Genomic DNA, 23107 nt, shown 5'->3' on the forward strand with positions numbered 1-23107 from the left:
GGCCGCAGCCGGGTCAGTTCCAGATGCTGGGGGCGGGCGTGCGCACGGGAGGCAGGGCGGACGCGGCGGCCCAGTCATGCACCCACGCGTCGATCTCCGGCACCCCGTCGGGCTTGCCCACCGCGGCGAACAGCTCCTCGTTGCTGACCGTGCCGCCGGACCGGCGCAGCACGCGGGCCCGCACGATGGCCCTGGCGTAGACCTCGCCGGCGACCACGGCCCGGTGCTCCAGGAACAGCGCCTTCTCGTCGTGCCCGATGAAGCGCGACTGCACCTCGAACCGCTGCCAGAGCTGGAGCGACTTGCGGAAGGTGATGGTCTCGCTGGAGACCACCGCGTACCAGCCCTGCTCCTTCATCACGTCGAACAGCCCCGTGCGGATGAGGTGGTCCCAGCGGCCGAGGTCGAACAGCGACAGGTACCGGCCGTTGTTCATGTGGCGGAGGATGTCGAGGTCCGTGGGCAGGGTGGTGACGGTGACGGTGCCGACGGCGGTCGGGTCGAGGGTCTTCCCCTGCCGTACGCGACGACGCGCACCGAGGATCACGAGGAGGGTCCGCCAGATCACATTCACGAGCACTGATCGTAGCCATCCGCGCACGACGGTCGAACTTCGTTGTCCGATTCCTCCATGCGGTCGAAGGGCCTCCCACGGGCCGTCATCCCGATTTCCGATTTCCACGGACCCGCCGTAGAGTCACCGCATGAGCGCCGAAGCCCAGCCCGAAGTCATCGTCCGTCCGGTCCGTGATGTGGATGCGGAAGCCCTCGGTCGCGTGCATGCGCAGTGCTGGCACGAGACCTACGATCACCTCATCAGCAAGGCGGCGCTGGAGAAGGTCTCGCCCCGCCGTATGGCCGAGCTGTGGACGCACTGGGCCTCGCAGGGTCCCGACTTCAAGATGAACGCGGCGCTCGTCGACGGCGAGATCGTCGGCTTCGTCGGCTCGGGTCCGGCCCGCGACAAGGACGCCCCGGCGTTCCGCGAGCTGTACTTCATCTACCTGCTCGACGCGTACCACTCGACCGGCATCGGGCAGAAGCTGTTCGATGCGGCCGTCGAGAAGGACGAGCCGCTCTACCTCTGGGTCGCCGAGGACAACCCCCGCGCGCACCGCTTCTACACGCGCAACGGGTTCCACCTCGACGGCGCCGCGCACACCGAGCCGTTCCTGGGCGAGACGCTCACCGAGGTCCGCTTCGTGCGCCCCTGACCCTCGTCCTCACCGAAAGGGCCGCCCCGCGGGGCGGCCCTTTCGTCTGCGCTCAGAGGCGTTCGATGATCGTGATGTTCGCCACGCCGCCGCCCTCGCACATCGTCTGCAGGCCGTACCGTCCGCCGGTGCGCTCCAGCTCGTTGAGCAGGGTCGCGAGGATGCGGGTGCCCGTCGCGCCGATCGGATGCCCCAGTGCGATGCCGCCGCCGTTGACGTTGACCTTCTCGTGCGGCGCACCGGTCTCGCGCATCCAGGCGATCACGACCGAGGCGAACGCCTCGTTGACCTCGAACAGGTCGATGTCCTCGATCCGGAGTCCCGTACGCTCCAACGCGTGCCGGGTCGCCGGGATCGGTGCCGTGAGCATGAGCACGGGGTCGTCGCCGCGGACGGAGACGTGGTGGATGCGGGCCCGCGGCGTGAGGCCGTGCTCCTGCACCGCCCGCGCACTGGCGATGAGCACGGCACTCGACGCATCGCTGATCTGCGACGCGACGGCGGCGGTGATCCGTCCACCGGGCGCGAGCGGCTGCAATCCCGCCATGCGTTCGAGGCTGGTGTCCCGGCGCACGCCCTCGTCGTGGTCGAGCCCGGCGAGCGGCGCGATCTCCGCCGCGAACCGCCCCTCGTCCTGGGCCTGGGCCGCCCGGCGGTGGCTCTCCAGCGCGTACCTCTCCATCTCCTCCCGTGAGATGTCCCACCGCTCGGCGATGAGCTCCGCTCCGCGGAACTGCGAGATCTCCTGGTCGCCGTAGCGCTCCCGCCACCCGGGGGACTCGGCGTACGGCGTCGTGAAGCCGTACTCCCGGCCGACGGTCGCGGCCGCGGTGAGCGGGATCCGCGACATGTTCTGCAGCCCGCCGGCGATCACGAGGTCGCTGGTGCCACTGAGCACCGCCTGCGCGGCGAAGTGCACGGCCTGCTGACTCGATCCGCATTGCCGATCGATCGTGACGCCCGGCACGTGTTCCGGGAAGCCGGCGACGAGCGACGCGGTGCGCGCGACGTTCCCGGCCTGCCCGCCGATCGCATCGATGGCTCCGAGGATCACGTCGTCCACGGCGCCGGGGTCGATGCCGGCCCGGTCGACGAGGGCCCGCAGACTGTGCGCGCCGAGGTCGGCGGGGTGGATCTCCGCGAGAGCGCCGCCACGGCGTCCGACCGGCGAACGGACCGCGTCGACGATGTAGGCCTCTGCCATGATCTCCCTCTTCTCAGTCCTCCGTGCCGGCCGGCAGGAGCAGCCGGAAGCGCTCGCACAGCACCGGCATGTCGGGTTCGTAGCCGCGCGGGTTCTCGGAGTGGGTGCGCCAGTAGCGCTCGTGCACCTCGCGCCAGTGCGCCAGGGTACGATCCCCCTCCCCCTCGGCGAAGGCGTGCGCCTCGTCGACCTCGTCGAACGGAACGATGTCGATCGCCGTGGTCTCGATCACGGCGCGCGGAGCGCCGGTCCCATCGAGGATGATGCTGAGCTCGCCGACGGTCGGCAGCGGATCCCCCGACTCCTCGTAGTCCCAGAGAGAGGACGCCGTGCCCACCTTGATACCCGCGAGCACGAGCTCCAGGAGCTCGTCGGCGTGCTCCGGCGTCGCGCCGAAACCCCACGCCTCGGGAAGAGGCTCCGGCAGGTGGGGCAGCGCGATGCGGGCCTCGCGCCAGTAGTCCTCGATGGCGGTGCGATCGGTCATGGATCAGCGCCCCGAGACCTTGCCGAACGCCTTCGCGATCGGGGCGAGCACGAGCGGACGCGCAGCGACCCAGGCGACCGCGATCACGACGAGCGAGGCGATGAACACCCAGAATCCCGTCCACGTCGCGGCATCCTGCGCGGCGAACATGTGGTTGAGGTTCCGCAGGAAGCCGGTCAGCATCACGAGCGCGACGTGCGCGATGATGAACGCCACGAAGTAGAGCATCACCGGGAAGTGCAGGGCACGCGCCCACTCCACCGGGTACGCCTTCGACAGGCGCTCCGCCCTCTTGGGCCAGAGCCCCGACATGCGGAACCCGGTGACCGCGGCGAGCGGCGCCGCGAGGAAGACGGTGACGAAGTAGGCGAGCTGCTGCAGGCTGTTGTAGTTGTTCCAGCCGTTCTCGTGCGGCCAGTCGAACGAGATGTACTGGAGGGCCGCCGACAGCGCGTTCGGGAACACCTCCCAGCTCGTCGGCACGATCCGCACCCAGTGCCCGGTGACGAACAGCAGGACGACGAAGATCACGCCGTTGACCAGCCACAGGATGTCGAGCGCCTGGTGGAACCAGAGGTTCAGGCTGATCTTGCCCTTCGGGTTGTTCCGCGGGGACCAGAACACGCTCGGCCGCTTCTCGGTGCGCACCTGCAGCCCCGAGCGGATGATCAGCACGATCAGGAACATGTTGAAGAAGTGCGCCCAGTTGACCCACGGCGCGAAGCCGGGCTCGACCGGGATCGGTGGCTCGTACTCGCCAGGGAAGGCCGCCAGGAAGTCCTGCATGAACGGGAGGCTCAGCAGCGTGCGGACGAGGGCCACGGCCGCGGCCGCGAGCACGCCGAGGGCGGCGGCGCCGAACAGCGTCGCGATCGCCTGGGTCCAGGTCGGGCGCCGGCGAGCGGTCGCGGCCGCCGAGGCGGCGGCCGGGAGATGCCGCGGTGCTCGACCGTTCCAGACCGTACGGGTCCAGGGCAGCGGCGCGCTGATGTCGGCGCCGGTGGCGAGCGCGGTCCCGGGGACAGCGGCGGGCTCGGAGACGAGGGTCGCGGACGGCGCCGCCGTCTCCGGGATCGCGGAGACATCCGCCGCCACGGCCGCGGACGGAGCGGAGGTCGGACGGGCGGGCACGGTCCCTGCGGGGGGCCAGGGCTCGCCACCCGGGACTCGGGGCAGTCCGCGGCGAACGCTCTCGCCTGCGGCGGGCGTCTCGGGAGCGGGCGCCGCAGCAGGAGTCCGAGCCGGCGCGGCGGACGACCCGGCGGCAGCGGGGGAGGCAGGAGGCGCAACGGGCGCGGCGGACGCCGCGGCGGAAGGTGCGGTCTCGCCCGGCACCACGGCGGGTGCGGACGGCGCGGCCCCGACCGTAGGCGGCGGCCAGGGCTCACCGCCGGGAACGCGCGGGAGACCCCGGCGGAGCGCCCGACGCGGCGCGGCGTCCGGCGTGACCGCAGCGGGGCCGTCCTCCCCGCCCTCCGTCGTCGCAGAGACCGGCGTCGCCACCGGCGCCTCGACGGCGACGGCCGCATCGACGGTCTCGACCGTCGCATCGGCGGGCGGCCACGGCTCGCCGCCCGGCACCCGCGGAAGCCCGCGGCGCAGCACCCGCGTCGCCATGACTACTTCTTCCGCGCCTCGAGCGCGGCGATCACCTGCGGGACGATCGCGAACACGTCGCCGACGATGCCGAAGTCGGCGACGTCGAAGATGGGCGCCTCCGGGTCCTTGTTGATCGCCACGATGTTCTTCGACGTCTGCATGCCGGCGCGATGCTGGATCGCCCCGGAGATCCCGAGCGCGACATAGAGCTGCGGCGACACGGAGACCCCGGTCTGCCCGACCTGGTGGGACTGCGGGATGTAGCCCGCGTCGACCGCGGCGCGCGAGGCGCCGACGGCCGCGCCGAGAGCGTCGGCGAGCTCCTCGACGAGCACGAACTTCTCCTTCGACGCGAGGCCGCGGCCACCGGAGACGACGCGGGTCGCTCCGCGCAGCTCGGGACGGGACGAGGTGGCCTCGACGGTCTCGACGGGGCCCGCCGTCGCGGCGACCGCTCCGGACGGGGTGACCGCGAGCTGCTCGACCTGCGGGGAGGCGACCGCCTCGGCCCTGGCCTCCACCGCGCCCTGGCGCACCGTGACGACGAGCGTGCCGTACGTCGCGGCCGCATCGACGAGGTACGCCCCGCCGTAGACCGAGTGGTGGGCGACGATGCCCTCGTCGTCGCGGGAGACCCCGACGGCATCCACGGCGAGAGCGCTCTTCGATCGCACCGCGAACCGGCCGGCGACATCGCGCCCGGAGATCGAGTTCGAGATGAGGACGGCTTCGGGCTGCACCTGCGCGGCGGCGGCCTGCAGCGCGTCGACGATCGGGACCGTGAGCGCCGACGGGTCGCCCTCGGCCGTGAGCACGACCGCGGCTCCGGCCGCCGCGGCCGTGGCGACCGCGGTCTCGGAACCGCCGACGATCAGCGCCACCGGGGTGCCGATGCCCGCCGCCGCGCCGAGGAGTCCGGCGGTGCTGCTGGCGAGCTCGCCGGACGGGTCGACGTCGAGGAGCACGAGGATCGGGTTCTCGGGGTACGCCATGTCACACCAGCCTGTTCTGCACGAGGAACTCGACGAGCTTCTCGGCGGCATCGCCCTCGTCGGTGATCTTGACACCGGCCGCCCGCGGAGGCTTCTCGAAGACGGCGGTCATGATGGTGCGCGGAGCCGCCGCGGGGTCGGCCGACACGTCGAGGTCGGCGAGGGACAGCACCTCCAGCGGCTTCTTCTTCGCCGCCATGATCCCCTTGAAGTTCGGGAACCGGGCGTCAGGGAGCGCCTCGGTGATGGAGATCACGGCGGGCAGCGGCGCGGTCACCTGCTGGTTCCCCGCGTCCGCGCCCCGGGTGCCGGAGATGCCGTCGGCCGTGATCTCGACCGCGGAGAGGGCAGTGGCCTGCGCCCAGCCGAGGTGCTCGGCGAGCATCGCGGGCAGGACGCCACCGGCGCCGTCGGTGGACAGGTTGCCGGTGATGACGAGGTCGGGGGCGCCACGGCGGATCGCGGCGGCGAGGACCTCGGCGGTGAGTCCCAGGTCGGCACCGGCGAGCTGCTCGTCGACGATGTGGATCGCGGAGGCGGCGCCGATCGCGAGGGCCCGTCGCACCGACGCGGTCGCGCTCTCCGGCGCCATCGTGAGGGCCACGACCTCGGTGCCCTCGTTCTTGTCGGCGTAGGAGAGAGCGACCTCGAGGGCCCGTTCCGTGATCTCGTCGAGGACCACATCCCCGGCGCCGCTATCGGCGAGGCCGGTCTCCAGATTCAACGTGCGATCACCATAGGTGTCCGGCACCTCTTTGACCAGGACGAAGATCTTCATCGAATGCTCCTCACGACACGCTGAGTCTATCCGCCCGCTCTTCTATGTAGCCAAAGGCAGAGGGATCCGCAGGCTGCACCCGACATTTCGGTCACGAATGTATACATAGTCGACAGTTGCCGTCCTCGGCTCGCCGCTGGCGACCGGGGGCGCCCCACGCCGGTACCGTAGAGACGTGGTCCGACCCCGCCCGCTTCCCGTCGACCCGCTCGCCGAGGCGAAGCGGCAGTGGATCGCGCACGGCTGGACCGAGGCCGCAGACGGCATGACGGTCGTCACGTCGGTGATGCGGGCACAGCAGCTCCTCCTCGCCCGCGTCGACGCGGCCCTCAAACCCTTCGCGCTGAGCTTCGCGCGGTACGAGGTGCTCCGGCTGCTCGCCTTCAGCCGGGCCGGACGACTGCCGCTGTCGAGCGTCGTCGCGCGCCTGCAGGTCCACGCCACCACCATCACCAGCACCGCCGAGCGGCTCGTGCGCGACGGCCTCGTGATCCGCGAACCGCACCCCCACGACGGACGCGCCGCGATGCTCGCCCTGACCGACGCCGGGCGCGACCTCGTCGAGCGCGCCACGACCGCCCTGAACGCCGACGTCTTCGCCGACCCTGGCATGAGCGAGGCCGACGCCGCGGAGCTCGTCGCCATCGTCGCCCGCCTGCGCCGTGACGCCGGCGACTTCATCGATCCGCGCCCGCTCCCCGAACCGCTCTGATGCCCCGGTTCGTGCTCGACACCGTGATCGCGGCGCCCCGCCCGGTCGTCTTCGCCGCGGCACTGGACCCACAGCTGCATCTGCAGTCCATGGCGCGCTACGGCGAGACGATGATCGAGGAGCCTGCGGGCGGCGCGTTCACCGAGGGGTCCACTGTCACCTGGCGCGCGCGGCACTTCGGCATCCCGTTCCGCCTGCGCTCCGTGGTGTTCGACATCGACGCGCCGAATCGGTTCACGGACCGCCAGATCGCCGGACCGTTCCGCGAGCTCCGGCACGAGCATGTGTTCGAGGAGCACCCGCGTGGCACCCTCATGCGGGACACCGTCGTGTTCCGGTCGCCTTTCGGGCCCCTCGGCCGCCTCGTCGACGCCCTGGTCCTGGGGCGGTACATGGAGCGGCTGATCGCGGAGCGCAACACCGCCCTCGTCGCCGCGATCGAGGACGGCGGGCGTACTCTTCCTGCATGAGCGAACTGCGCGTGCACACCGTCCTCACCGGTCGCGGTCCCGCCGCGGCGATCCTCCTCACCGACGAACAGGTGGCCTCCTTCGGCGCGGGGAAGACCTTCCCGGTCGCGGTCACGATCGGCGGCCGCACCGCCCGCCTGCGCCTGGCCCGGATGGGAGGCGAGAACATGATCGGTATCAGCAAGGCCGCCCGCGCAGACCTCGCGGTGGAGATCGACCAGGAGGTGGACGCCGTGATCCGGCTCGACACCGCAGAGCGGACGGTCGAGGTGCCGGCCGCCCTGGCCGCCGCCCTCGACGCCGACCCCGCGGTGCGCGCGGCCTTCGACGCCCTCTCCCCCTCAGCGCGGAAGGAGCACGCCAGGGCGGTCGCCGACGCCAAGCAGGACGCGACGCGCGACCGCCGGATCGCGAAGATCGTGGAATCCCTGCGCGGCTGACCCGTTCACAACTCAGGAGAATTGCGGCCGACCGGGCCCCGACACCGCCGAACGGCGGTTCCGCGACCGATTCTCCTGAGTTGTGAACCGCGATCAGCGGTTCTGGAAGTCGGGCGTGCGCTTCTCGCGGAAGGCCGCCATGCCCTCCTTCTGGTCGTGCGTGTCGAACAGCGCCGCGAACGCCTGCTTCTCATGGGCGAGGCCGGCGGACAGCGTCGTCTCCATCGCCGCATCGAGCGCGGCCTTGGCGGCGTAGACCGACGGCAGCGACTTCGACGCGATCGTCTCCGCCAGCGTCGTCGCCTCGGCCAGGAGGTCCGTCGCCGGGACGACGCGGGACACGAGTCCGGAGCGCTCCGCTTCCTCGGCCCCCATGAAGCGGCCGGACAGCACGAGCTCCGCGGCCTTGTAGTACCCGACCGCGCGGATGAGCCGCTGCGTGCCGCCCATGCCGGGGATCACGCCGAGATTGATCTCCGGCTGTCCGAACTTCGCGGTGTCCGCGGCGAGGATGATGTCGCACATCATCGCCAGCTCGCAGCCGCCACCGAGCGCGAATCCGGAGACCGCCGCGATGACCGGGGTGCGCACGGCAGCGAAGTCGTGCCAGACGCCGAAGTGGTCGGTCTCGAGCATCTCCGCCGCGGACATGCCCTCCATCTCCTTGATGTCGGCACCGGCCGCGAAGGCCTTCTCGGAGCCGGTCAGGACGATCGCGCCGATCCCGTCATCCGCATCGAAGGCCTGCGCGGCCGCGGTGACCTCCTCGGCGAGCCGGCTGTTCAGCGCGTTGAGCGCCTCCGGACGGTGGAGGGTGATCCACCCCACGCGTCCGCGCTGCTCCACCAGGATCGTCTCGTACTCGGTCATCGCTGCCGCCTTCCTGTCGTTTGTCATCCACCCTCCCCCTCGAATCGCCCGAAGTGCTGCATTTCGGCCGGATTCGCGACCATTCAGGCGATTCGAAAGCCGGGGTCAGCCGCGGATGTCGGTGATGATGCCGGAGAAGTCGCGGGCGGCGCCGTCGCCGGCGGCGTAGGCGGCGTACAGCTCCTGCGCCAGACGACCCATCCGGGCATCCGTCGAGGTCTGCTCGATGGCCTGCAGCGCGAGACCGAGGTCCTTCGCCATGAGGGCTCCGGCGAACCCCGGCTGGTAGTCCCGGTTCGCGGGGCTCGTGGGCACCGGTCCGGGCACGGGACAGTTCGTGGTGAGCGCCCAGCACTGCCCGGACGCCTGGGACACCACGTCGAACAGGGCCTGATGCTCGAGTCCGAGCCGCTCGCCCAGCACGAACGCCTCGGCCACGGCGATCTGCGACACCGCGAGCACCATGTTGTTGCAGACCTTCGCCGCCTGTCCGAGTCCCGGTCCGCCGCAGTGCACGATGCGCTTCCCCATGATCTCCAGCAGCGGAAGCGCCGCCGCGAAGTCGTCGTCGGAGCCCCCGACCATGAACGCCAGCGTTCCGGCCTCCGCCCCGACCACACCTCCGGAGACCGGGGCGTCGATGTGCCGATGGCCCGCGGCGAGCGCGAGCGCATGGGCGGCCCGCGCCTCGTCCACCGCGATGGTCGACGACTCGATGAACAGCGTTCCGGGGCGCGCGGCCGCCAGCAGCTCCGTGCGGTAGGCCTCGATGACGTGCTTCCCCGCCGGGAACATCGTCACCACGACCTCCGCGTCCGCCACCGCCTCCGCGCCGCTCGCCGCCACGGGGATCCCGGCCGTCCCGGCCGCCTCGATCGCCGCGGGCACGAGGTCGAAGCCGCGCACCTCGTGTCCGGCGGCGACGAGGTTCTTCGCCATCGGCAGGCCCATGTGGCCCAGGCCGAGGAAGGCCACGCGGGTCATGAGGCGCTCCGCATCGACGTCGACCCCGCGGGTCGCAGCATCTCCCGCCCCACGATGAGGCGCATGATCTCGTTCGTCCCCTCGAGGATCTGATGCACGCGGAGGTCGCGGACGATCTTCTCGATGCCGTAGTCCTGCAGGTAGCCGTAGCCGCCGTGCAGCTGGAGGGCGCGGTTGGCCACCTCGAAGCCGGCGTCGGTCGCGAAGCGCTTGGCCATCGCGCAGCGCATCGTCGCGTCCGGCGCCTTCTCGTCCACTGCCTGCGCGCCGTCGCGCATCATCAGCCTCGCCGCCTGCAGGTCGGTGCGCATGTCGGCGATCGCGAAGAGGATCGACTGCTTCTCCGCCAGCGGCTCCCCGAACGCGACGCGCTCGTGCACGTACTGCACGGCCTTGTCGAGCGCTGCCTGCGCACCGCCGATCGAGCACGCCGCGATGTTGAGGCGTCCGCCGTTGAGCGCCGACATCGCGATCGCGAAGCCGCGGCCCTCGTCGCCGAGCATCGCGGACGCCGGCACCCGCACGCCGTCCATGATCACGGGACGGGTGGGCTGCGCGTGCCACCCCATCTTCTTCTCCGGGGCGCCGAAGCTCAGGTTCTCCGCGTCGCCGGGGACGAGGAAGGCGCTGATGCCCCGGGCTCCCGGCTCGCCGGTCCGCGCCATGACGACGTATACCGCGGCCTCACCGGCTCCGGAGATGAACTGCTTCACCCCGGTCAGCACGTACTCGTCGCCCTCGCGGACGGCGCTGGTCGCGATGTTCGCCGCGTCGGATCCGGCTCCCGGCTCCGTGAGGCAGTAGCCGCCGAACTCCTGCATGGCGGTCAGCGACGGTAGCCAGCGCGACCGCTGCTCGTCGTCGCCGTAGGTGTCGATCATCCACACCACCATGTTGTGGATGGAGATGTAGGCGGCCACGGCGGGGTCGGCCTTGGCGAGCTCCTCGAAGATGGCGACGGTGTCGACGCGGGTGAGCCCCGTGCCGCCGAACTCCTCGCTCACGTAGATCCCGCCGAGGCCGAGTTCGCCACCGCGCTGGAGCGACTCCCGCGGGAACAGGTGCTTCTCGTCGCGTTCGGCGGCGAACGGAGCGAGCTCCGCATCGGCGAACTCCCGCACGGCGTCGAGGATCGCCTCGCGCTCCTCGTCGGTGGTGGTGACAGTGGTCATGGTCATCGCGTGTCCTTAGTGCATGGTGGGGATCACGAAGCTCGCGCCCTCGCGGATCCCCGACGGCCAGCGGCTCGTCACGGTCTTGGTCTTCGTGTAGAAGCGGAAGGCGTCGGCGCCGTGCTGGTTGAGGTCGCCGAAGCCGCTGCGCTTCCAGCCGCCGAACGTGTAGTAGGCGATCGGCACCGGGATGGGCACGTTCACGCCCACCATCCCGACCTCCACCCGAGCGGCGAAGTCGCGGGCGGCATCGCCGTCGCGCGTGAAGATGGCGACGCCGTTGCCGTATTCGTGCACGGAGGCCATGCGCAGCGCCTCCTCGTAGTCGGCGGCGCGGGCGATCACGAGCACCGGGCCGAAGATCTCCTCACGGTAGATCGCCATGTCGGTGGTCACGTGGTCGAACAGGGTCGGTCCGAGGTAGAAGCCCTCCTCGTGACCGGGGACCGTGAACCCGCGGCCGTCCGCGAGCACTGTCGCCCCTTCGTCGATCCCCTGCTGGATGTAGCCCTCGACCCGCTCGACCGCGGCACTCGTGACGAGGGGGCCGTAGTCGACGTCCTCCGCCTGGGACGGCCCGACGCGCAGCTGGGCGACACGTTCGGTGAGCTTGGCGGCGAGGGCGTCCGCCGTCTCCTCGCCGACCGGGACCGCGACGGAGATGGCCATGCACCGTTCCCCCGCGGAGCCGTAGCCGGCACCGATGAGGGCGTCGACGGCCTGGTCGAGGTCGGCGTCGGGCATCACGATCATGTGGTTCTTCGCGCCGCCGAAGCACTGCGCCCGCTTGCCGTGAGCGGCCGCGGTGGCGTAGATGTACTCGGCGATGGGCGTGGAGCCCACGAAGCCGACCGCACGGATCCGGTCGTCGGTGAGCAGCGTGTCCACCGCCTCCTTGTCTCCGTGCACGACGTTGAGGACACCGGCGGGCAGGCCCGCCTCGAGGAACAGCTCGGCGAGGCGCACGGGCACGGAGGGATCGCGCTCGCTCGGCTTGAGCACCACGGCGTTGCCGGCGGCGAGGGCGGGGCCGGCCTTCCACAGCGGGATCATGGCGGGGAAGTTGAAGGGCGTGATCGCCGCGACGACCCCGAGCGGCTGCCGCATCGAGTACACGTCGATGCCCGCCCCGGCCCCGGTGGAGTACTCGCCCTTGAGCAGGTGCGGAGCCCCGGCGGAGAACTCGATGACCTCGAGACCCCGCTGGATGTCACCCTTGGCGTCGTCGACGGTCTTGCCGTGCTCGCTCGCGAGGAGTTCGGCGAGCGAGGTCATCTCCTGCTGCACGAGGTCGAGGAACCGCAGGAGGACGCGGGCGCGCTTCTGCGGGTTGGTCGCCGCCCACGCGGCCTGGGCCTGCTCGGCGTTCCCGATGACGCGGCGCACCTCCTCCGCGGATGCGAGCGGCACCCGGGCCTGCACGGCGCCGGTGCTCGGATCGAAGACGTCGGCGAAGCGGCCGTCTTCCGGGGTGACATGCGTTCCGCCCACGAAGTGCGGGATAGTACGGGTCATTGTGCGACATCCCTCCGTGCCCTCTTTGGCACATCGGCGAGTTTACTCCGACGACCGTGAAAATACGAGGACGTCCTTGTATCTCTCGTCGTCGGGCAGACGAGTGGCCGCACGGCGCCGTTCGCCCCTCGTTCACCCGCTGGCCACCTGGGCCGATTACAACTGCAGATGCACGGCACAGACTCAGACCGGATCGGGTAGTCGCGTCTCCCGTGCACACGGTGAGCACTCTCGCTCCCGAGACCCCCGCCGAATCGGGTCGGCGGGGGTCTTCTTCTTCCCTTCGAACCCAGCCCGACAGCAGCGGTGGGAGCGTGGGGGCATGGGACGACGACACGAGCTTCCGGCCCGCTTCGGGGTGGACTTCGCGGTACGGACGGCGCGGCTGCACGGCGTGAGCCGCGGTCGATTGCGCGGATCCGACCGGACACTTCTTCAGCCACGAGACCGCGGCCTCGATCTGGGGAGGCCCGCTACCGCTCGCCTTCGACGACCGCGGGAGCGTCGCGACGGCGGACGACCTCGCCCTCCACGTCAGCGCGTCCGGCGGGATCCCGATCCCTCGCGCCCGCGGCGTGACCGGACACCGCACGCTGTCCAGCCTCACCTCGATCCGTTATCGGGACGGCCTCCGGGTGACCTCCCCCGCCGCGACCTGGGTCTCCCTCGGCACGCTGCCGCTCGCGGACCTGGTGGCGCTCGGCGACTACTTCTGCCGACGCTGGAGGCCGGGGGTCGGGCGGCCGGATGTCGCGAGGCAGCCCTGGGCGACGATCGATGAGCTGCGGGAGATGCTGGCGGCATCCGGCCCGGATCTGGAGCCAATCGCGCGACTCGAAGGCGAACTAGAATCGACCAGGCGCCGCGACCCTGGCGCCGTCGCCCCGCGTCCGCACCCCGACGCCGCTCACCCCGAGGACCGCACCATGTCCGCATCCGCCCCTGTGTCCGAACCCGTCACCGTCTCCATCCGCCGCGAGGTCGACCCGGAGCGCATCGCCGAGGCCACCGCGTGGGTGCAGACCGGGGTGAACCTCGCGACGAAGTACCCGGGCTTCCTCGGCTCCGGCTGGGTCCGTGCCGGCGAGGACTCCCAGGTCTGGCACATGCTCTACCGCTTCGCGAGCGAGGACGCGCTCACCGCGTGGGAGCAGTCCGGAGAACGCGCCTGGTGGCTGTCGATGGGCCAGGGCTTCGTCCGCAGCGAGAGGTCCAAGCGCCGCTCGGGTATCGAGGGCTGGTTCGACGAGCCGTCCACCGGCTCCATCCCCGTCGTCGACCCGGACGGCACGACCAGCACCGTGACCGTCGCCCCCGCGCCGCCGCGGTGGAAGCAGGCCGTCTCGATCTGGCTCGGCTTCTTCCCCGTGAACCTCGCGTTCACCTACGCCATGAGCCCGGTGCCGGGATGGGACGTCGTTCCGCTGTGGCTCCGCGTGCTCATCACCACCCTCGTGCTCACGCCGATCATGACGTACTGGGTTCTGCCGTTCGTCACGCGCTCCCTGCGGAACTGGCTCGCCCGCTAGCGGAACCGCCTTCTCAGGAGCCGGACTCCGACCCCGGGGTGACGCCCTTCTTCGCCGGTGCCACGAGCGAGAGCGGATCGGCGATGTCCTCCAGTGACTTCCCGGCCGCACTGACGCCGAAGACACCACACACGACGCCGCCGAACATCATGATCGCCGCACCGAGCACGTACCCCCAGAACAGCGGACCGCGGTCGCCCGACTCCGCGCTCGCACCGATCAGCGCGCCGTAGAGCACCGGAGCGACCGCGCCGACGAGCTGCCCGATGGAGAAGACGTAGGAGATCACCTGGCTGCGCAGCTCGAGCGGGAAGATCTCGCTCACGGTCAGGTACGCGGCCGATGCTCCGGCCGAGGCGAAGAAGAACGACGCGCACCAGAACGCCGTGTGCGTGCCCGCATTCAGCACACCCGCGTTGAAGAGGAAGGCGCTGACGAGCAGGATCAGACCCGCGAGCACATAGGTGCCGAACAGCATCCGCCGACGACCCCACGTGTCGAAGAAGTGGCCGAGGATGAGGGCGCCCGCGAGGTTGCCGACCGCGAAGACGATGAAGTACTGCGATGCGGACGCCGGCGGGGTGTCGTAGAAGTTCTCCAGCACGAGCGCGTACGTGAAGAAGATCGCGTTGTAGAGGAAGGACTGCGTCACCATCATCGTGATGCCGACGAGCGTGCGCCGCGGGTACTTCTTGAACAGCACCTTCGCGATCACGAGGAGCGGGACGCTGCCGTACTCCTTGACCGTGATGGCTTTGCTCTCGTCCACGGGCTCGATCGACTTGCCCTCCTTGCGGATGCGCTCCTCGATCTCGTCGACGTTGCGCTCCGCCTCCTCCTCGCGGCCGTGCGTCATCTGCCAGCGGGGGCTCTCCGGGATGTGCCGCCGCAGCCAGATGATGAGGATGCCGAGGATCGGACCGACGAAGAAGCTCAGCCGCCAGCCGATGTCGGCGGGGAGGAGGTCGGTGTTGAGGAAGAACATGTTGGCCACGGCACCGAGCGCCGCGCCACCCCAGTAGGTGCCGTTGATGGCGATGTCGACGCGGCCGCGGTACTTCGCGGGGATGATCTCGTCGATGGCCGAGTTGATCGCCGCGTACTCACCGCCGATGCCCGCGCCGGCGACGAAGCGCCAGATGTAGAAGAACCAGGGGGCGAACGCGAGACCGGCGACGGCCGACCCGACGAGGTACACCCCGAGCGAGAGCAGGAAGAGGTTCTTGCGGCCGAGGCGGTCGGCGAGGCGGCCGAACACGAGGGCGCCGAACACCTGGCCGAGCAGGTAGCAGGTGCCGGCGAGGCCGACCTCGGCGGGACCCATCCCCAGCGTCTGCGCGTAGCCGTTGGCCGCGACGATCTGCACCTCGAGGCCGTCGAGGATCCAGGAGAACCCGAGTCCGACGACGATCATCCAGTGGAAGCGCGACCAGGGGAGCCGGTCCATGCGCGCGGGGACGAGCGACCGGACCTCCTTGACGGTGACGTCGGACGCGGACATGGGGCCTCCTTCTCGCGGGACATGCTTTCGTCCCGGATCCGGTTTACTCCTCCCGGGAATCCGCTGCATCCGCTTGACCCGGGGGCCGTCGGCACGCTACTGCTCCGAATCGCGCGAATGGCTCCATCCCGCGGTGAGATGGAGCCATTCAGGCGATTCGAACGGAGGGGTCAGCCGGCCACGTGCCGCTCCTCGGGGCCGTCGTAGTGGGACAGCGGACGGATCAGGGCGTTCGCGCCGGCCTGCTCGATGACGTGGGCCGTCCATCCCGTCACCCGCGCCGCGACGAACAGCGGCGTGAAGGTGAGCGTGTCGAAGCCGATGAGGCTGTACGCGGGGCCGGACGGGTAGTCGAGGTTCGGGTGGATGCCCTTGCGCTCGACGAACTGCGACTCCAGCGCGTCGTACAGCTCGGCGACGTCCTCCCGGCCGTAGTGCGCGACGAGGGTGTCCAGCGCGGCCTTCATGGTCGGCACCCGCGAGTCGCCGTTCTTGTAGACGCGGTGTCCGAAGCCCATGATCTTGCGCTTCTCCGCGAGAGCCTTGTCGAGCCAGGTCTCGACGGCGTCCGCCGATCCGATCTCCTTGAAGATGTGCAGCACGGCCTCGTTCGCCCCGCCGTGCAGCGGGCCCTTGAGCGCACCGATGGCCCCGACCACAGCCGAGTAGATGTCGCTGAGGGTCGAGGTGATGACCCGGGCGGTGAAGGTCGAGGCGTTGAAGGAGTGCTCGGCGTAGAGGATCATCGACCGGTTGAAGGCGTCGACCACGACGTCGTCGGCCTCTTCCCCGAACGTCATCCAGAGGAAGTTCGCCGAGTAGTCGAGGTCGTCGCGCGGAGGGATGAGCTCCTGGCCACGACGGCGACGCTGACCGTAGGCGACGATGGCCGGCAGCGCCGCGAACAGGCGGATGCTGCGCGCCAGGTTCTGCTCCGGGCTGCCACCGGCGTCGAGCACCGAGCCGCCGGCCTCGGGGTCCGATGTGCCGATCAGGCTGACCGCGGTGCGCACCTCGTCCATCGGATGCGCCTCGAGCGGCACGAGATCGATCGCGGCCTTGACGTTGTCGGCCAGGGCGCGGTGCTTGCGCTCCTCCAGCCGGAACGCGGCGAGCTCGTCGCCCGTCGGCAGCTCCCCGTTCCACAGCAGGTACGCCACCGCCTCGAAGGACTGCGTGTCTGCGAGCTCCTGCACGGGATAGCCGCGGTAGAGCAGGCTGTTCGTCTCGGGGTTGACCTTCGAGATCGCGGTCGTGTCGACGACGACGCCCGCGAGGCCCTTCTTGATGTCCGGCTCGGTCATGGTCACTCCTTCGTAACGGTGAAGTTGAAGACGCCGGAGTCGAAACGGTTGTACGACTCGTAGTCGATCAGCTCGTAGAGGTCGGCGCGGTGCTGCATCTCGCCGAGCTTCGAGGTCAGGTGCCCCTCGTCGTTCAGCGTATCGAGCGCACGGCCCGCGGCCCCCATCGAGATGCGCAGCAGCGACACCGGCCAGATCACCATCCGCACCCCGGCGTCGCGGAGACTGTCGACGGAGAACAGCTCGCTCTTGCCGAACTCGGTCATGTTCGCGAGGATCGGCACGTCCAGCGCCGCGGCCATGGCCTCGAACTCGCCGATCGTGCGCATCGCCTCGGGGAAGATCGCATCGGCTCCCGCGTCGACGAGCGCCTGGGCCCGGTCGATCGCCACGTCCAGCCCCTCGATCGCCCGGATGTCGGTGCGCGCCATGATCAGGAAGTTCTCGTCACGGCGGGCGTCGGCGGCTGCGCGGATGCGCTTGATCGCGGTGTCCTCGTCGACCACGGCCTTGCCGTCGAGGTGTCCGCAGCGCTTGGGGTTGATCTGGTCCTCGATGTGAGTGCCGGCGAGACCGGCGTCCTCGAGCTCCTGGATCGTGCGGGCGACGTTCATCGGCTCGCCGAAACCGGTGTCGGCGTCGACGATCGCGGGGAGGTCGGTCATCCGGGCGATCTGCTTCGCGCGCCCGGCGACCTCGGTCAGCGTGGTGAGGCCGATGTCGGGCAGGCCGAGGTCGGCGGCGAGCACGGCGCCCGAGATGTAGACACCCTCGAACCCCTTCTGCTCGATCAGTCGGGCGCTCAGGGGGTTGAACGCGCCGGGGAAGCGCAGCAGCTCCCCGGAGGCGAGCCGGTCCCGGAACAGGCGCCGCTTCTCGGCCGGCGTCGTGGTGGAGTACAGCATCAGTTGCTCCCCTTCGATCGGTGTTCACAACTCAGGAGACCGGCGGGGGAAAGTGCCGTGTAGGCGGTCAGCCGACGCGTTCCGCGCCGATTCTCCTGAGTTATGAACGGCGTGGGCATCAGAACAGACCGGCGGGCGCCGCGGCGTCGTCGAGCAGACCCGGCTTCGCGACGATCGAGAGCTCGGCGACCTCGGCGGCCGTGAGCTCGGGCAGGCGCTGCACGAGCTCCAGGAACCGCTCGATCTCAGCGGCCTCGAGCACGGGCTCCGCGAGCAGGCGGAACTTGGCGATGTAGTTCTCCCGTGCGAACGGGCGCGCACCGAGCGGGTGGGCGTCGGCGACGGCGATCTCGTCCACCACGGTCGAGCCGTCGGTGAGGCGGATCTCGACGCGGCCGCCGAAGGCCTTCTCGTCCGGGTCCTCCGAGTGGTAGCGGCGCGTCCACTCCGCGTCCTCGGCCGTGGTGATCTTGTGCCACAGGGCGACCGTGTCGGCCCGGCCGGCGCGCTCCGGCGTGTAGGAGTCGACGTGGTGCCAGCCGCCGTCCTGCAGCGCCACCGCGAAGATGTACGGGATCGAGTGGTCGAGCGTCTCGCGGGAGGCCGTCGGGTCGTACTTCTGCGGGTCGTTCGCACCCGAGCCGATCACGTAGTGCGTGTGGTGGCTGGTGTGCAGCACGATCGAGGCGATGTTCGCGGGGTCGCGGAGCGCCGGGTTCGCCGTGCCGAGCTTGCGGGCGAGGTCGATCCACGCCTGCGCCTGATACTCCGCGGAGTGCTCCTTCGTGTACGAGTCGAGGATCGCGCGCTTGGGTTCGCCCGCAGCGGGCAGCGGCACCTCGTAGGCGGCGTCCTTGCCGTCGAGCATCCAGGCGATCACGCCGTCCTCACCTTCGTAGATCGGCGCGGGGCTGGTCTGTCCGCGCATCGCCCGGTCGACCGCCTCGACGGCCATCTTCCCGGCGAAGGCCGGGGCGTGCGCCTTCCACGTGGAGATCTCGCCCTTGCGGCTCTGCCGGGTGGCGGTCGTGGTGTGCAGCGCCTGGCCGACCGCCTGGTAGATCGTCTCGACGTCGAGGCCGAGGAGGGTGCCGATGCCGGCGGCGGCGGACGGGCCGAGGTGCGCGACGTGGTCGATCTTGTGCTTGTGCAGGCAGATCGCGCGCACCAGGTCCATCTGGATCTCGTAGCCGGTGGCGATGCCGCGCACGAGCGCGCTGCCGTCCTTGCCGGTGTGCTGCGCGACCGCGAGGATCGGCGGGATGTTGTCGCCCGGGTGCGAGTACTCGGCGGCGAGGAACGTGTCGTGGTAGTCGAGCTCGCGCACGGCCACGCCGTTCGCCCAGGCCGCCCACTCCGGGCTGGTGCGGCGGTCGAGCGGTGTTCCGAAGAGGTTGGCGCCGGCACCACCGGTGGACACGGGGTGGCTGAACGCCTGCGCGCGGGCTGCGACGATCGGCGCACGGGCGAGGGAGGCCGCGGCGACGGACGCGTTGTCGATGATGCGGTTGATGATCATGTCGACGACGGGCTGCTCGACCTCGACCTGGTCGACCGCGACCTCGGCGATCTTCCAGGCGAGCTGGTCCTCACGGACGAGGTTCTCGGAGCTGGCGTGCACGCGGACGTGGTGGGTGACGGTCATGAGTGTCCTTCGCTGTCGGGGAGGGAGTCGAGGATGCCGGTGAGCGCGTTGTGCAGGTGCACATGCGTGGCATGGGCGGCGAGGTCGCCGTCGCGGGCGGCGAGCGCCTCGGCGATCGCGCGGTGCTCGGCCGCGGAGGCGGCGAGCCGCGCGGGCTTGTCACGGGCCATGCGCCGCACGCGCACGAGGTGGGTGCGGACGGTGCGCAGCGCCGCGGCGATGTAGTCGTTGGCGACGGCGTCGTCGAGGGCCGCATCGAACCGCGCGATCAGCGCGTAGTAGGCGTCGCGGCCCTCCGCCCTGGTGAGATCCACGTGCGCGAACTCCGCGGCGAGCGCGGCGAACCGGTCGGCGTCGCCCCGGACGGCCGCGAGGCGGGCGGAGGTCTCCTCCAGCGCGCGGCGGATCTCGAACAGGGACCGGATGTCGTCGGCGTCGAGGTCGGCGACCACGGTGACGCGGGGCGACTGCTGCACGACCAGGCCGTCGGCGGCCAGGCGACGCAGCGCCTCCCGCAGCGGGGTCCGGCTCACGCCGAGGCGCTCGGCCTGCTCCACCTCGCCGAGCACGAAACCGGCCGGCAGCTCCCCGGACTGGATGCCGTCCAGGAGCGCCGCATAGGCGCGATCACCCATGGACGTGCGCTCGACCGGGAGGACCATATCGCCAGTGTATACATAAATGGCCCCCAGCAGGCTACCTGTCTCATTCAGGCGGTGCATTCGTATACATAATCTCCGCCCAGCCGTTCCCCCATCCGGGCACAGCTTCGGAGACCGCCGGGGACACGCCGCACGGCGGGGCCGCGGGGCGGCGTGTCGGCCCTGGAGTCCGAAGTTGTGCCCGCGGAGACGCCGCTCAGGCCGCGGGGCGGGGCTCGCCGAGCTTGACCACGACCACGCCGGCGAGCACGAGCACGCCACCGACGGCCTGCAGCGGGCCGGGGAGCTGGCCGAGCAGAAGCCAGCCGAAGAGGAGGGCGGCCACGACCTCCGCGAGCGCGACGAACGAGGCGAGCCGCGAGCCGAGCATCCGTGTCGAGACGATGCCGAGCACGTACGCGAGGGCCGTCGCGATCACGCCGATCGCAAGGACCGGCACGAACCACGGCACCGCGCCGAAGCGGTAGTCGACGTCGGAGGTCGTCCACGCGAAGGGCAGCACCCCGACGAGCGCGGCGAGACTCAGGCCGACGGCACCGAGCAGCAACCCGCTCCCCGCGAGCGCGATCGGCGGTATGCCGGTGTCGGCCCGGGCGGACAGCACGAAGTAGCTCGCGGCCCCCACCATCGCACCGAGCGCCCAGAGCACCCCGGGCACGTTCACCTGCGCGCCGGTGACGATGTCGAGCATGAGGACGAGTCCGACGAAGGCGATGGCCGCACCGAGGATGCTGCGCCGCGTGGGACGCTCTCCCCGACGCAGCCAGAGCCAGAGGAGCACCGCGACCGGGGCGGTGTACTCGATGAGCAGAGCGATCCCGACGTCCATCACCGCGACAGCCTGGAAGTAGCAGAGCTGGGTGGCTGCGACGGCGAGCAGGCCATAGGCGGCGACCATCCCCGCGTTCTGCCGGAGCGCACGCCACCGTCCCCGCAGCGCGAGAAGAGTGGGGACGAGCAGCACGAGCGCCGCGACCCACACCCGCACGGTGACGGCGGCACCCGGCGTCCACCCCGCATCGATGAGTCCGCGCGCCCAGGCCCCGGAGGACCCGAACGCGAAAGCGGCGGCGATCGCGAGCGGGAGGCCGAGACGCACACTCGCCCGTGTGCTTATCGTGTCATCAGCCACGGTGCTCATGGGAGATGACGGTACGCCGACGGGAGTAAGCTGTCAACATGGTCTTCACCGATGACACCGAGGACGCACTCCGAGCGGCGGTCTGGCTCGCGAACTCGTCGGAAGAACCGGACACCCTCGTGGACATCGACGACGAGAAGGCCTTCCTGAAGGTGTTTCCGTACACGGGGCGGGTCGACAGGGACACGGTGGAACTCGACGACCTCCGCGCTCTGCGCCCGCGGCTCCGTGCCATGCTGCTGGCTCCGCGCGACGAGATGGCCGCGCACGTGAACGCCGCTCTCGCGGAGGTGCGTCTGACCCCGCGGCTCATCCGTCACGACGCGCTGGACTGGCACCTGCACGGCCTCGCCGATGAGCGCCCGCTGGCCGAACGCGTGCTCGTGGAGACGGCGATGGCTCTGATCGACGTCATCCGCACGGACGAGGGCTCTCGCCTCACCGTCTGCGCGGACGAGACCTGCCAGGCGATCGCGCTCGACCTCTCCCGCAACCGCTCCAAACGGTACTGCTCCACGAGCTGCGCCAACCGGAATGCCGTGGCCGCCTACCGCGCCCGTCGCGCCGCCCGCTGACCGCGGCACCCACCACGCTCGGAGGCCGCCCTCTCCGAGCGGGATCTGATGCCGCCCGCTCTTCACAAACGATTATCGATTAGTGTAATGTCGCGAGCGGCCCTCCCTCATGCATCAGGAAAGGATCAACGATGATCAAGGCCCGAGTCCTCCCCCTCGCCGGCATCGCGGCGGTATCCGCCCTCGCCATCGCCGGCTGCTCGACCACCGCCGGTGACGACGGCGGCGATGCCGGCGGCGACGTCACCGTCCGCATGCTCGTGAACGTCACCCCGAACCTGACCGAGGAGTTCTGGAACGACCTCGTCGCCCCGTTCGAGGACGCCAACCCGAACATCGACGTCGTCATCCAGAACCCGGGTGCCGAGGGGGTCGAAGCCGCCGTGCCGCGTCTGCTGGCCGCCGGTGACGCTCCCGACGTCGTGCAGTCCATCGCCCCGACGACCAAGCTCGCTCCCGAGCTCGTCGACCTCTCGCAGTACGAATGGGCGTCGTCCGGTCCGCTCGCCGACCAGTACTCGATCGACGGCAAGAACTACATGGCCGGCATCGGCGTGCAGCTGCAGAGCCTCTTCTTCTACAACAAGACCGCCTTCGAGGAGGCCGGGATCACGGAGCTGCCGACGACCGTCGACGAGCTCACGGACGCCCTCGGGAAGCTCAAGGACGCAGGGTGGACCCCCGTCCAGACCGGCGGTGACTGGATGACCAGCCACACGCTGCAGGCGCTCGGACTGCCGACCATCATCGCCGACGACCCGGAGTGGTTCCAGGACATCTCGACGGGCGACGTCACGTTCAGCGAGACCTACGGCGACGCGGTCGAGACCTACGCGGACTGGGTGTCCGAGGGGTACATCCCCGGCGACGCCCTGGGCATCAAGTACCCGGATGCCGAGCAGGCCTTCCTCTCCGGCAAGACCGCGGTGTACTCGATGGGCAGCTGGTTCGCCGGCACCCAGGCGAAGGCGACGGACTCGGCCGACATCGGCGTCTTCCGCGCCCCCGCGATGAGCGCCGACGAGCAGCCCGCTATGGGCGCCAACATCGCCAGTCCCTACTCGATCCTCAAGGCGAGCAAGAACCAGGATGCTGCGGCGAAGCTCATCGAGTTCCTCACCACCGACCAGACCGCCGTGAGCGACCAGCTCGCTGTCGACGGCAACTTCCGCGACGGCTACGAGTACGACATGACGCCGCTCGGCGAGGAGCTGCTGCAGATCGTCGCCGACACCCCCGCCGAGGCCTACACGCCCACCGGCGGTGGCTACGGCGAGCGCACCCTCCCCGACGGTTACGCAGGCGAGATCAACACCCAGACCCAGGCCCTCCTCGGCGGCGCGCCCGCCGACCAGGTGCTGCAGGCCATGGACGACTGGTTCGCCGCGAACGCCGGCTGACCCTCGAG

Annotated in this window: 23 protein-coding genes; 7 read left to right on the forward strand and 16 right to left on the reverse strand. The window is 70.5% G+C overall.

Annotation, left to right across the window (positions count from 1 at the left end):
- Window positions 1–13: 13 nt before the first annotated feature.
- Window positions 14–574 carry an acyl-CoA thioesterase gene (locus AC3B5L_RS15195; RefSeq protein WP_187662479.1) on the reverse strand — a complete coding sequence of 187 codons (561 nt, stop codon included), beginning with the start codon at window positions 572–574 and terminating at the stop codon, window positions 14–16.
- A gap of 130 nt (window positions 575–704) precedes the next feature.
- On the opposite strand from AC3B5L_RS15195, the gene AC3B5L_RS15200 reads away from it, so the two are divergent.
- Window positions 705–1214, forward strand: a complete 510-nt coding sequence (locus AC3B5L_RS15200) for a GNAT family N-acetyltransferase (RefSeq protein WP_060922628.1) — start codon at window positions 705–707, stop codon at window positions 1212–1214.
- 52 nt (window positions 1215–1266) lie between these two features.
- Here AC3B5L_RS15200 and AC3B5L_RS15205 read toward each other — a convergent pair whose 3' ends face one another.
- Genes AC3B5L_RS15205 through AC3B5L_RS15225 form a run of 5 tightly spaced genes read right to left on the reverse strand, consistent with a single transcriptional unit; the run spans window position 1267 to window position 6274 of the window.
- A complete protein-coding gene (locus AC3B5L_RS15205) occupies window positions 1267–2418 on the reverse strand; it encodes an acetyl-CoA C-acetyltransferase (protein ID WP_490095936.1) in 1152 nt (383 codons plus the stop codon).
- 13 nt (window positions 2419–2431) lie between these two features.
- Entirely contained in the window at window positions 2432–2905 is a 474-nt protein-coding gene (locus AC3B5L_RS15210) for an ASCH domain-containing protein (RefSeq protein ID WP_268777072.1), read from the reverse strand.
- A 3-nt stretch (window positions 2906–2908) separates the two neighbouring features.
- Window positions 2909–4522 carry a cytochrome b/b6 domain-containing protein gene (locus tag AC3B5L_RS15215; RefSeq protein ID WP_490095937.1) on the reverse strand — a complete coding sequence of 538 codons (1614 nt, stop codon included), beginning with the start codon at window positions 4520–4522 and terminating at the stop codon, window positions 2909–2911.
- Window positions 4523–4524: 2 nt separating this feature from the next.
- Window positions 4525–5496: an electron transfer flavoprotein subunit alpha/FixB family protein gene (locus AC3B5L_RS15220; protein ID WP_366236980.1), complete on the reverse strand. Its 972-nt coding sequence runs from the start codon at window positions 5494–5496 to the stop codon at window positions 4525–4527.
- A 1-nt stretch (window position 5497) separates the two neighbouring features.
- Window positions 5498–6274, reverse strand: coding sequence for an electron transfer flavoprotein subunit beta/FixA family protein (locus AC3B5L_RS15225; protein WP_490095938.1), 777 nt, complete (start codon window positions 6272–6274; stop codon window positions 5498–5500).
- A 175-nt stretch (window positions 6275–6449) separates the two neighbouring features.
- Here AC3B5L_RS15225 and AC3B5L_RS15230 point away from each other — a divergent pair, with 175 nt between their 5' ends.
- The 3 genes from AC3B5L_RS15230 to AC3B5L_RS15240 are packed head-to-tail and all read left to right on the forward strand — an operon-like array spanning window position 6450 to window position 7896.
- Window positions 6450–6986, forward strand: coding sequence for a MarR family winged helix-turn-helix transcriptional regulator (locus AC3B5L_RS15230; RefSeq protein WP_259953343.1), 537 nt, complete (start codon window positions 6450–6452; stop codon window positions 6984–6986).
- Window positions 6986–7456 (forward strand): SRPBCC family protein, encoded by a 471-nt coding sequence (locus tag AC3B5L_RS15235; protein WP_490095939.1) that lies wholly within the window; start codon window positions 6986–6988, stop codon window positions 7454–7456. The genes AC3B5L_RS15230 and AC3B5L_RS15235 overlap by 1 nt, the downstream gene beginning before the upstream one ends.
- Window positions 7453–7896 carry a YdeI/OmpD-associated family protein gene (locus tag AC3B5L_RS15240; RefSeq protein WP_490095940.1) on the forward strand — a complete coding sequence of 148 codons (444 nt, stop codon included), beginning with the start codon at window positions 7453–7455 and terminating at the stop codon, window positions 7894–7896. Before AC3B5L_RS15235 ends, AC3B5L_RS15240 begins: the two co-directional genes overlap by 4 nt.
- 93 nt (window positions 7897–7989) lie before the next feature.
- Here the strand turns inward: AC3B5L_RS15240 and AC3B5L_RS15245 are convergent, their stop codons facing one another.
- The 4 genes from AC3B5L_RS15245 to AC3B5L_RS15260 form a co-directional block, all read right to left on the reverse strand.
- On the reverse strand, window positions 7990–8766 hold the full coding sequence (locus tag AC3B5L_RS15245; protein WP_363590539.1) for an enoyl-CoA hydratase-related protein: 777 nt from the start codon (window positions 8764–8766) through the stop codon (window positions 7990–7992).
- A 105-nt stretch (window positions 8767–8871) separates the two neighbouring features.
- Window positions 8872–9750 carry a 3-hydroxyisobutyrate dehydrogenase gene (gene mmsB / locus AC3B5L_RS15250; protein WP_490095941.1) on the reverse strand — a complete coding sequence of 293 codons (879 nt, stop codon included), beginning with the start codon at window positions 9748–9750 and terminating at the stop codon, window positions 8872–8874.
- Window positions 9747–10928: an acyl-CoA dehydrogenase family protein gene (locus AC3B5L_RS15255; RefSeq protein WP_268777066.1), complete on the reverse strand. Its 1182-nt coding sequence runs from the start codon at window positions 10926–10928 to the stop codon at window positions 9747–9749. The genes mmsB and AC3B5L_RS15255 overlap by 4 nt, the downstream gene beginning before the upstream one ends.
- A 9-nt stretch (window positions 10929–10937) precedes the next feature.
- On the reverse strand, window positions 10938–12437 hold the full coding sequence (locus AC3B5L_RS15260) for a CoA-acylating methylmalonate-semialdehyde dehydrogenase (protein ID WP_490095942.1): 1500 nt from the start codon (window positions 12435–12437) through the stop codon (window positions 10938–10940).
- A 944-nt stretch (window positions 12438–13381) separates the two neighbouring features.
- Here AC3B5L_RS15260 and AC3B5L_RS15265 point away from each other — a divergent pair.
- Window positions 13382–13966 (forward strand): antibiotic biosynthesis monooxygenase, encoded by a 585-nt coding sequence (locus tag AC3B5L_RS15265; RefSeq protein ID WP_187664235.1) that lies wholly within the window; start codon window positions 13382–13384, stop codon window positions 13964–13966.
- Window positions 13967–13979: 13 nt separating this feature from the next.
- On the opposite strand, the gene AC3B5L_RS15270 is transcribed toward AC3B5L_RS15265, so the two are convergent.
- The 6 genes from AC3B5L_RS15270 to AC3B5L_RS15295 all read right to left on the reverse strand — a co-directional run bounded on the left by AC3B5L_RS15270 (window position 13980) and on the right by AC3B5L_RS15295 (window position 21124).
- Complete coding sequence (locus AC3B5L_RS15270) at window positions 13980–15467, reverse strand: MFS transporter (RefSeq protein ID WP_490095943.1); 1488 nt, start codon at window positions 15465–15467, stop codon at window positions 13980–13982.
- Window positions 15468–15637: 170 nt separating this feature from the next.
- Window positions 15638–16771: a bifunctional 2-methylcitrate synthase/citrate synthase gene (locus AC3B5L_RS15275; RefSeq protein WP_490095944.1), complete on the reverse strand. Its 1134-nt coding sequence runs from the start codon at window positions 16769–16771 to the stop codon at window positions 15638–15640.
- A gap of 2 nt (window positions 16772–16773) precedes the next feature.
- A complete protein-coding gene (gene prpB / locus AC3B5L_RS15280; RefSeq protein WP_490095945.1) occupies window positions 16774–17676 on the reverse strand; it encodes a methylisocitrate lyase in 903 nt (300 codons plus the stop codon).
- 118 nt (window positions 17677–17794) lie between these two features.
- The gene (locus AC3B5L_RS15285; RefSeq protein WP_490095946.1) at window positions 17795–19321 is read right to left on the reverse strand and encodes an MmgE/PrpD family protein; all 1527 of its coding nucleotides are present in this window, start codon (window positions 19319–19321) and stop codon (window positions 17795–17797) included.
- A complete protein-coding gene (locus AC3B5L_RS15290) occupies window positions 19318–19983 on the reverse strand; it encodes a GntR family transcriptional regulator (RefSeq protein ID WP_490095947.1) in 666 nt (221 codons plus the stop codon). The genes AC3B5L_RS15285 and AC3B5L_RS15290 overlap by 4 nt, the downstream gene beginning before the upstream one ends.
- A 196-nt stretch (window positions 19984–20179) precedes the next feature.
- Window positions 20180–21124, reverse strand: a complete 945-nt coding sequence (locus AC3B5L_RS15295) for an EamA family transporter (RefSeq protein WP_490095948.1) — start codon at window positions 21122–21124, stop codon at window positions 20180–20182.
- A gap of 38 nt (window positions 21125–21162) precedes the next feature.
- Between AC3B5L_RS15295 and AC3B5L_RS15300 the strand changes: the two genes are divergently transcribed.
- Window positions 21163–21699 carry a CGNR zinc finger domain-containing protein gene (locus tag AC3B5L_RS15300; RefSeq protein ID WP_490095949.1) on the forward strand — a complete coding sequence of 179 codons (537 nt, stop codon included), beginning with the start codon at window positions 21163–21165 and terminating at the stop codon, window positions 21697–21699.
- 131 nt (window positions 21700–21830) lie between these two features.
- Window positions 21831–23099 carry an ABC transporter substrate-binding protein gene (locus AC3B5L_RS15305; RefSeq protein WP_259953326.1) on the forward strand — a complete coding sequence of 423 codons (1269 nt, stop codon included), beginning with the start codon at window positions 21831–21833 and terminating at the stop codon, window positions 23097–23099.
- Window positions 23100–23107: the final 8 nt, after the last annotated feature.

The organism is Microbacterium sp. C-MGS6 (assembly GCF_058140415.1).

What these genes read in the sequence shown, in the direction of transcription:
- AC3B5L_RS15205 (WP_490095936.1), bottom strand. Translation starts at nt 2,418, where the DNA reads ATGGCAGAGGCCTACATCGTCGACGCGGTCCGTTCGCCGGTCGGACGC.
- AC3B5L_RS15220 (WP_366236980.1), bottom strand. Translation starts at nt 5,496, where the DNA reads ATGGCGTACCCCGAGAACCCGATCCTCGTGCTCCTCGACGTCGACCCG.
- AC3B5L_RS15260 (WP_490095942.1), bottom strand. Translation starts at nt 12,437, where the DNA reads ATGACCCGTACTATCCCGCACTTCGTGGGCGGAACGCATGTCACCCCG.
- AC3B5L_RS15305 (WP_259953326.1), top strand. Translation starts at nt 21,831, where the DNA reads ATGATCAAGGCCCGAGTCCTCCCCCTCGCCGGCATCGCGGCGGTATCC.
- AC3B5L_RS15300 (WP_490095949.1), top strand. Translation starts at nt 21,163, where the DNA reads ATGGTCTTCACCGATGACACCGAGGACGCACTCCGAGCGGCGGTCTGG.
- AC3B5L_RS15235 (WP_490095939.1), top strand. Translation starts at nt 6,986, where the DNA reads ATGCCCCGGTTCGTGCTCGACACCGTGATCGCGGCGCCCCGCCCGGTC.
- AC3B5L_RS15215 (WP_490095937.1), bottom strand. Translation starts at nt 4,522, where the DNA reads ATGGCGACGCGGGTGCTGCGCCGCGGGCTTCCGCGGGTGCCGGGCGGC.
- AC3B5L_RS15285 (WP_490095946.1), bottom strand. Translation starts at nt 19,321, where the DNA reads ATGACCGTCACCCACCACGTCCGCGTGCACGCCAGCTCCGAGAACCTC.
- AC3B5L_RS15255 (WP_268777066.1), bottom strand. Translation starts at nt 10,928, where the DNA reads ATGACCATGACCACTGTCACCACCACCGACGAGGAGCGCGAGGCGATC.
- AC3B5L_RS15200 (WP_060922628.1), top strand. Translation starts at nt 705, where the DNA reads ATGAGCGCCGAAGCCCAGCCCGAAGTCATCGTCCGTCCGGTCCGTGAT.
- AC3B5L_RS15290 (WP_490095947.1), bottom strand. Translation starts at nt 19,983, where the DNA reads ATGGTCCTCCCGGTCGAGCGCACGTCCATGGGTGATCGCGCCTATGCG.
- AC3B5L_RS15240 (WP_490095940.1), top strand. Translation starts at nt 7,453, where the DNA reads ATGAGCGAACTGCGCGTGCACACCGTCCTCACCGGTCGCGGTCCCGCC.
- AC3B5L_RS15270 (WP_490095943.1), bottom strand. Translation starts at nt 15,467, where the DNA reads ATGTCCGCGTCCGACGTCACCGTCAAGGAGGTCCGGTCGCTCGTCCCC.
- AC3B5L_RS15295 (WP_490095948.1), bottom strand. Translation starts at nt 21,124, where the DNA reads ATGAGCACCGTGGCTGATGACACGATAAGCACACGGGCGAGTGTGCGT.
- AC3B5L_RS15275 (WP_490095944.1), bottom strand. Translation starts at nt 16,771, where the DNA reads ATGACCGAGCCGGACATCAAGAAGGGCCTCGCGGGCGTCGTCGTCGAC.
- AC3B5L_RS15225 (WP_490095938.1), bottom strand. Translation starts at nt 6,274, where the DNA reads ATGAAGATCTTCGTCCTGGTCAAAGAGGTGCCGGACACCTATGGTGAT.
- AC3B5L_RS15245 (WP_363590539.1), bottom strand. Translation starts at nt 8,766, where the DNA reads ATGACCGAGTACGAGACGATCCTGGTGGAGCAGCGCGGACGCGTGGGG.
- mmsB (WP_490095941.1), bottom strand. Translation starts at nt 9,750, where the DNA reads ATGACCCGCGTGGCCTTCCTCGGCCTGGGCCACATGGGCCTGCCGATG.
- prpB (WP_490095945.1), bottom strand. Translation starts at nt 17,676, where the DNA reads ATGCTGTACTCCACCACGACGCCGGCCGAGAAGCGGCGCCTGTTCCGG.
- AC3B5L_RS15210 (WP_268777072.1), bottom strand. Translation starts at nt 2,905, where the DNA reads ATGACCGATCGCACCGCCATCGAGGACTACTGGCGCGAGGCCCGCATC.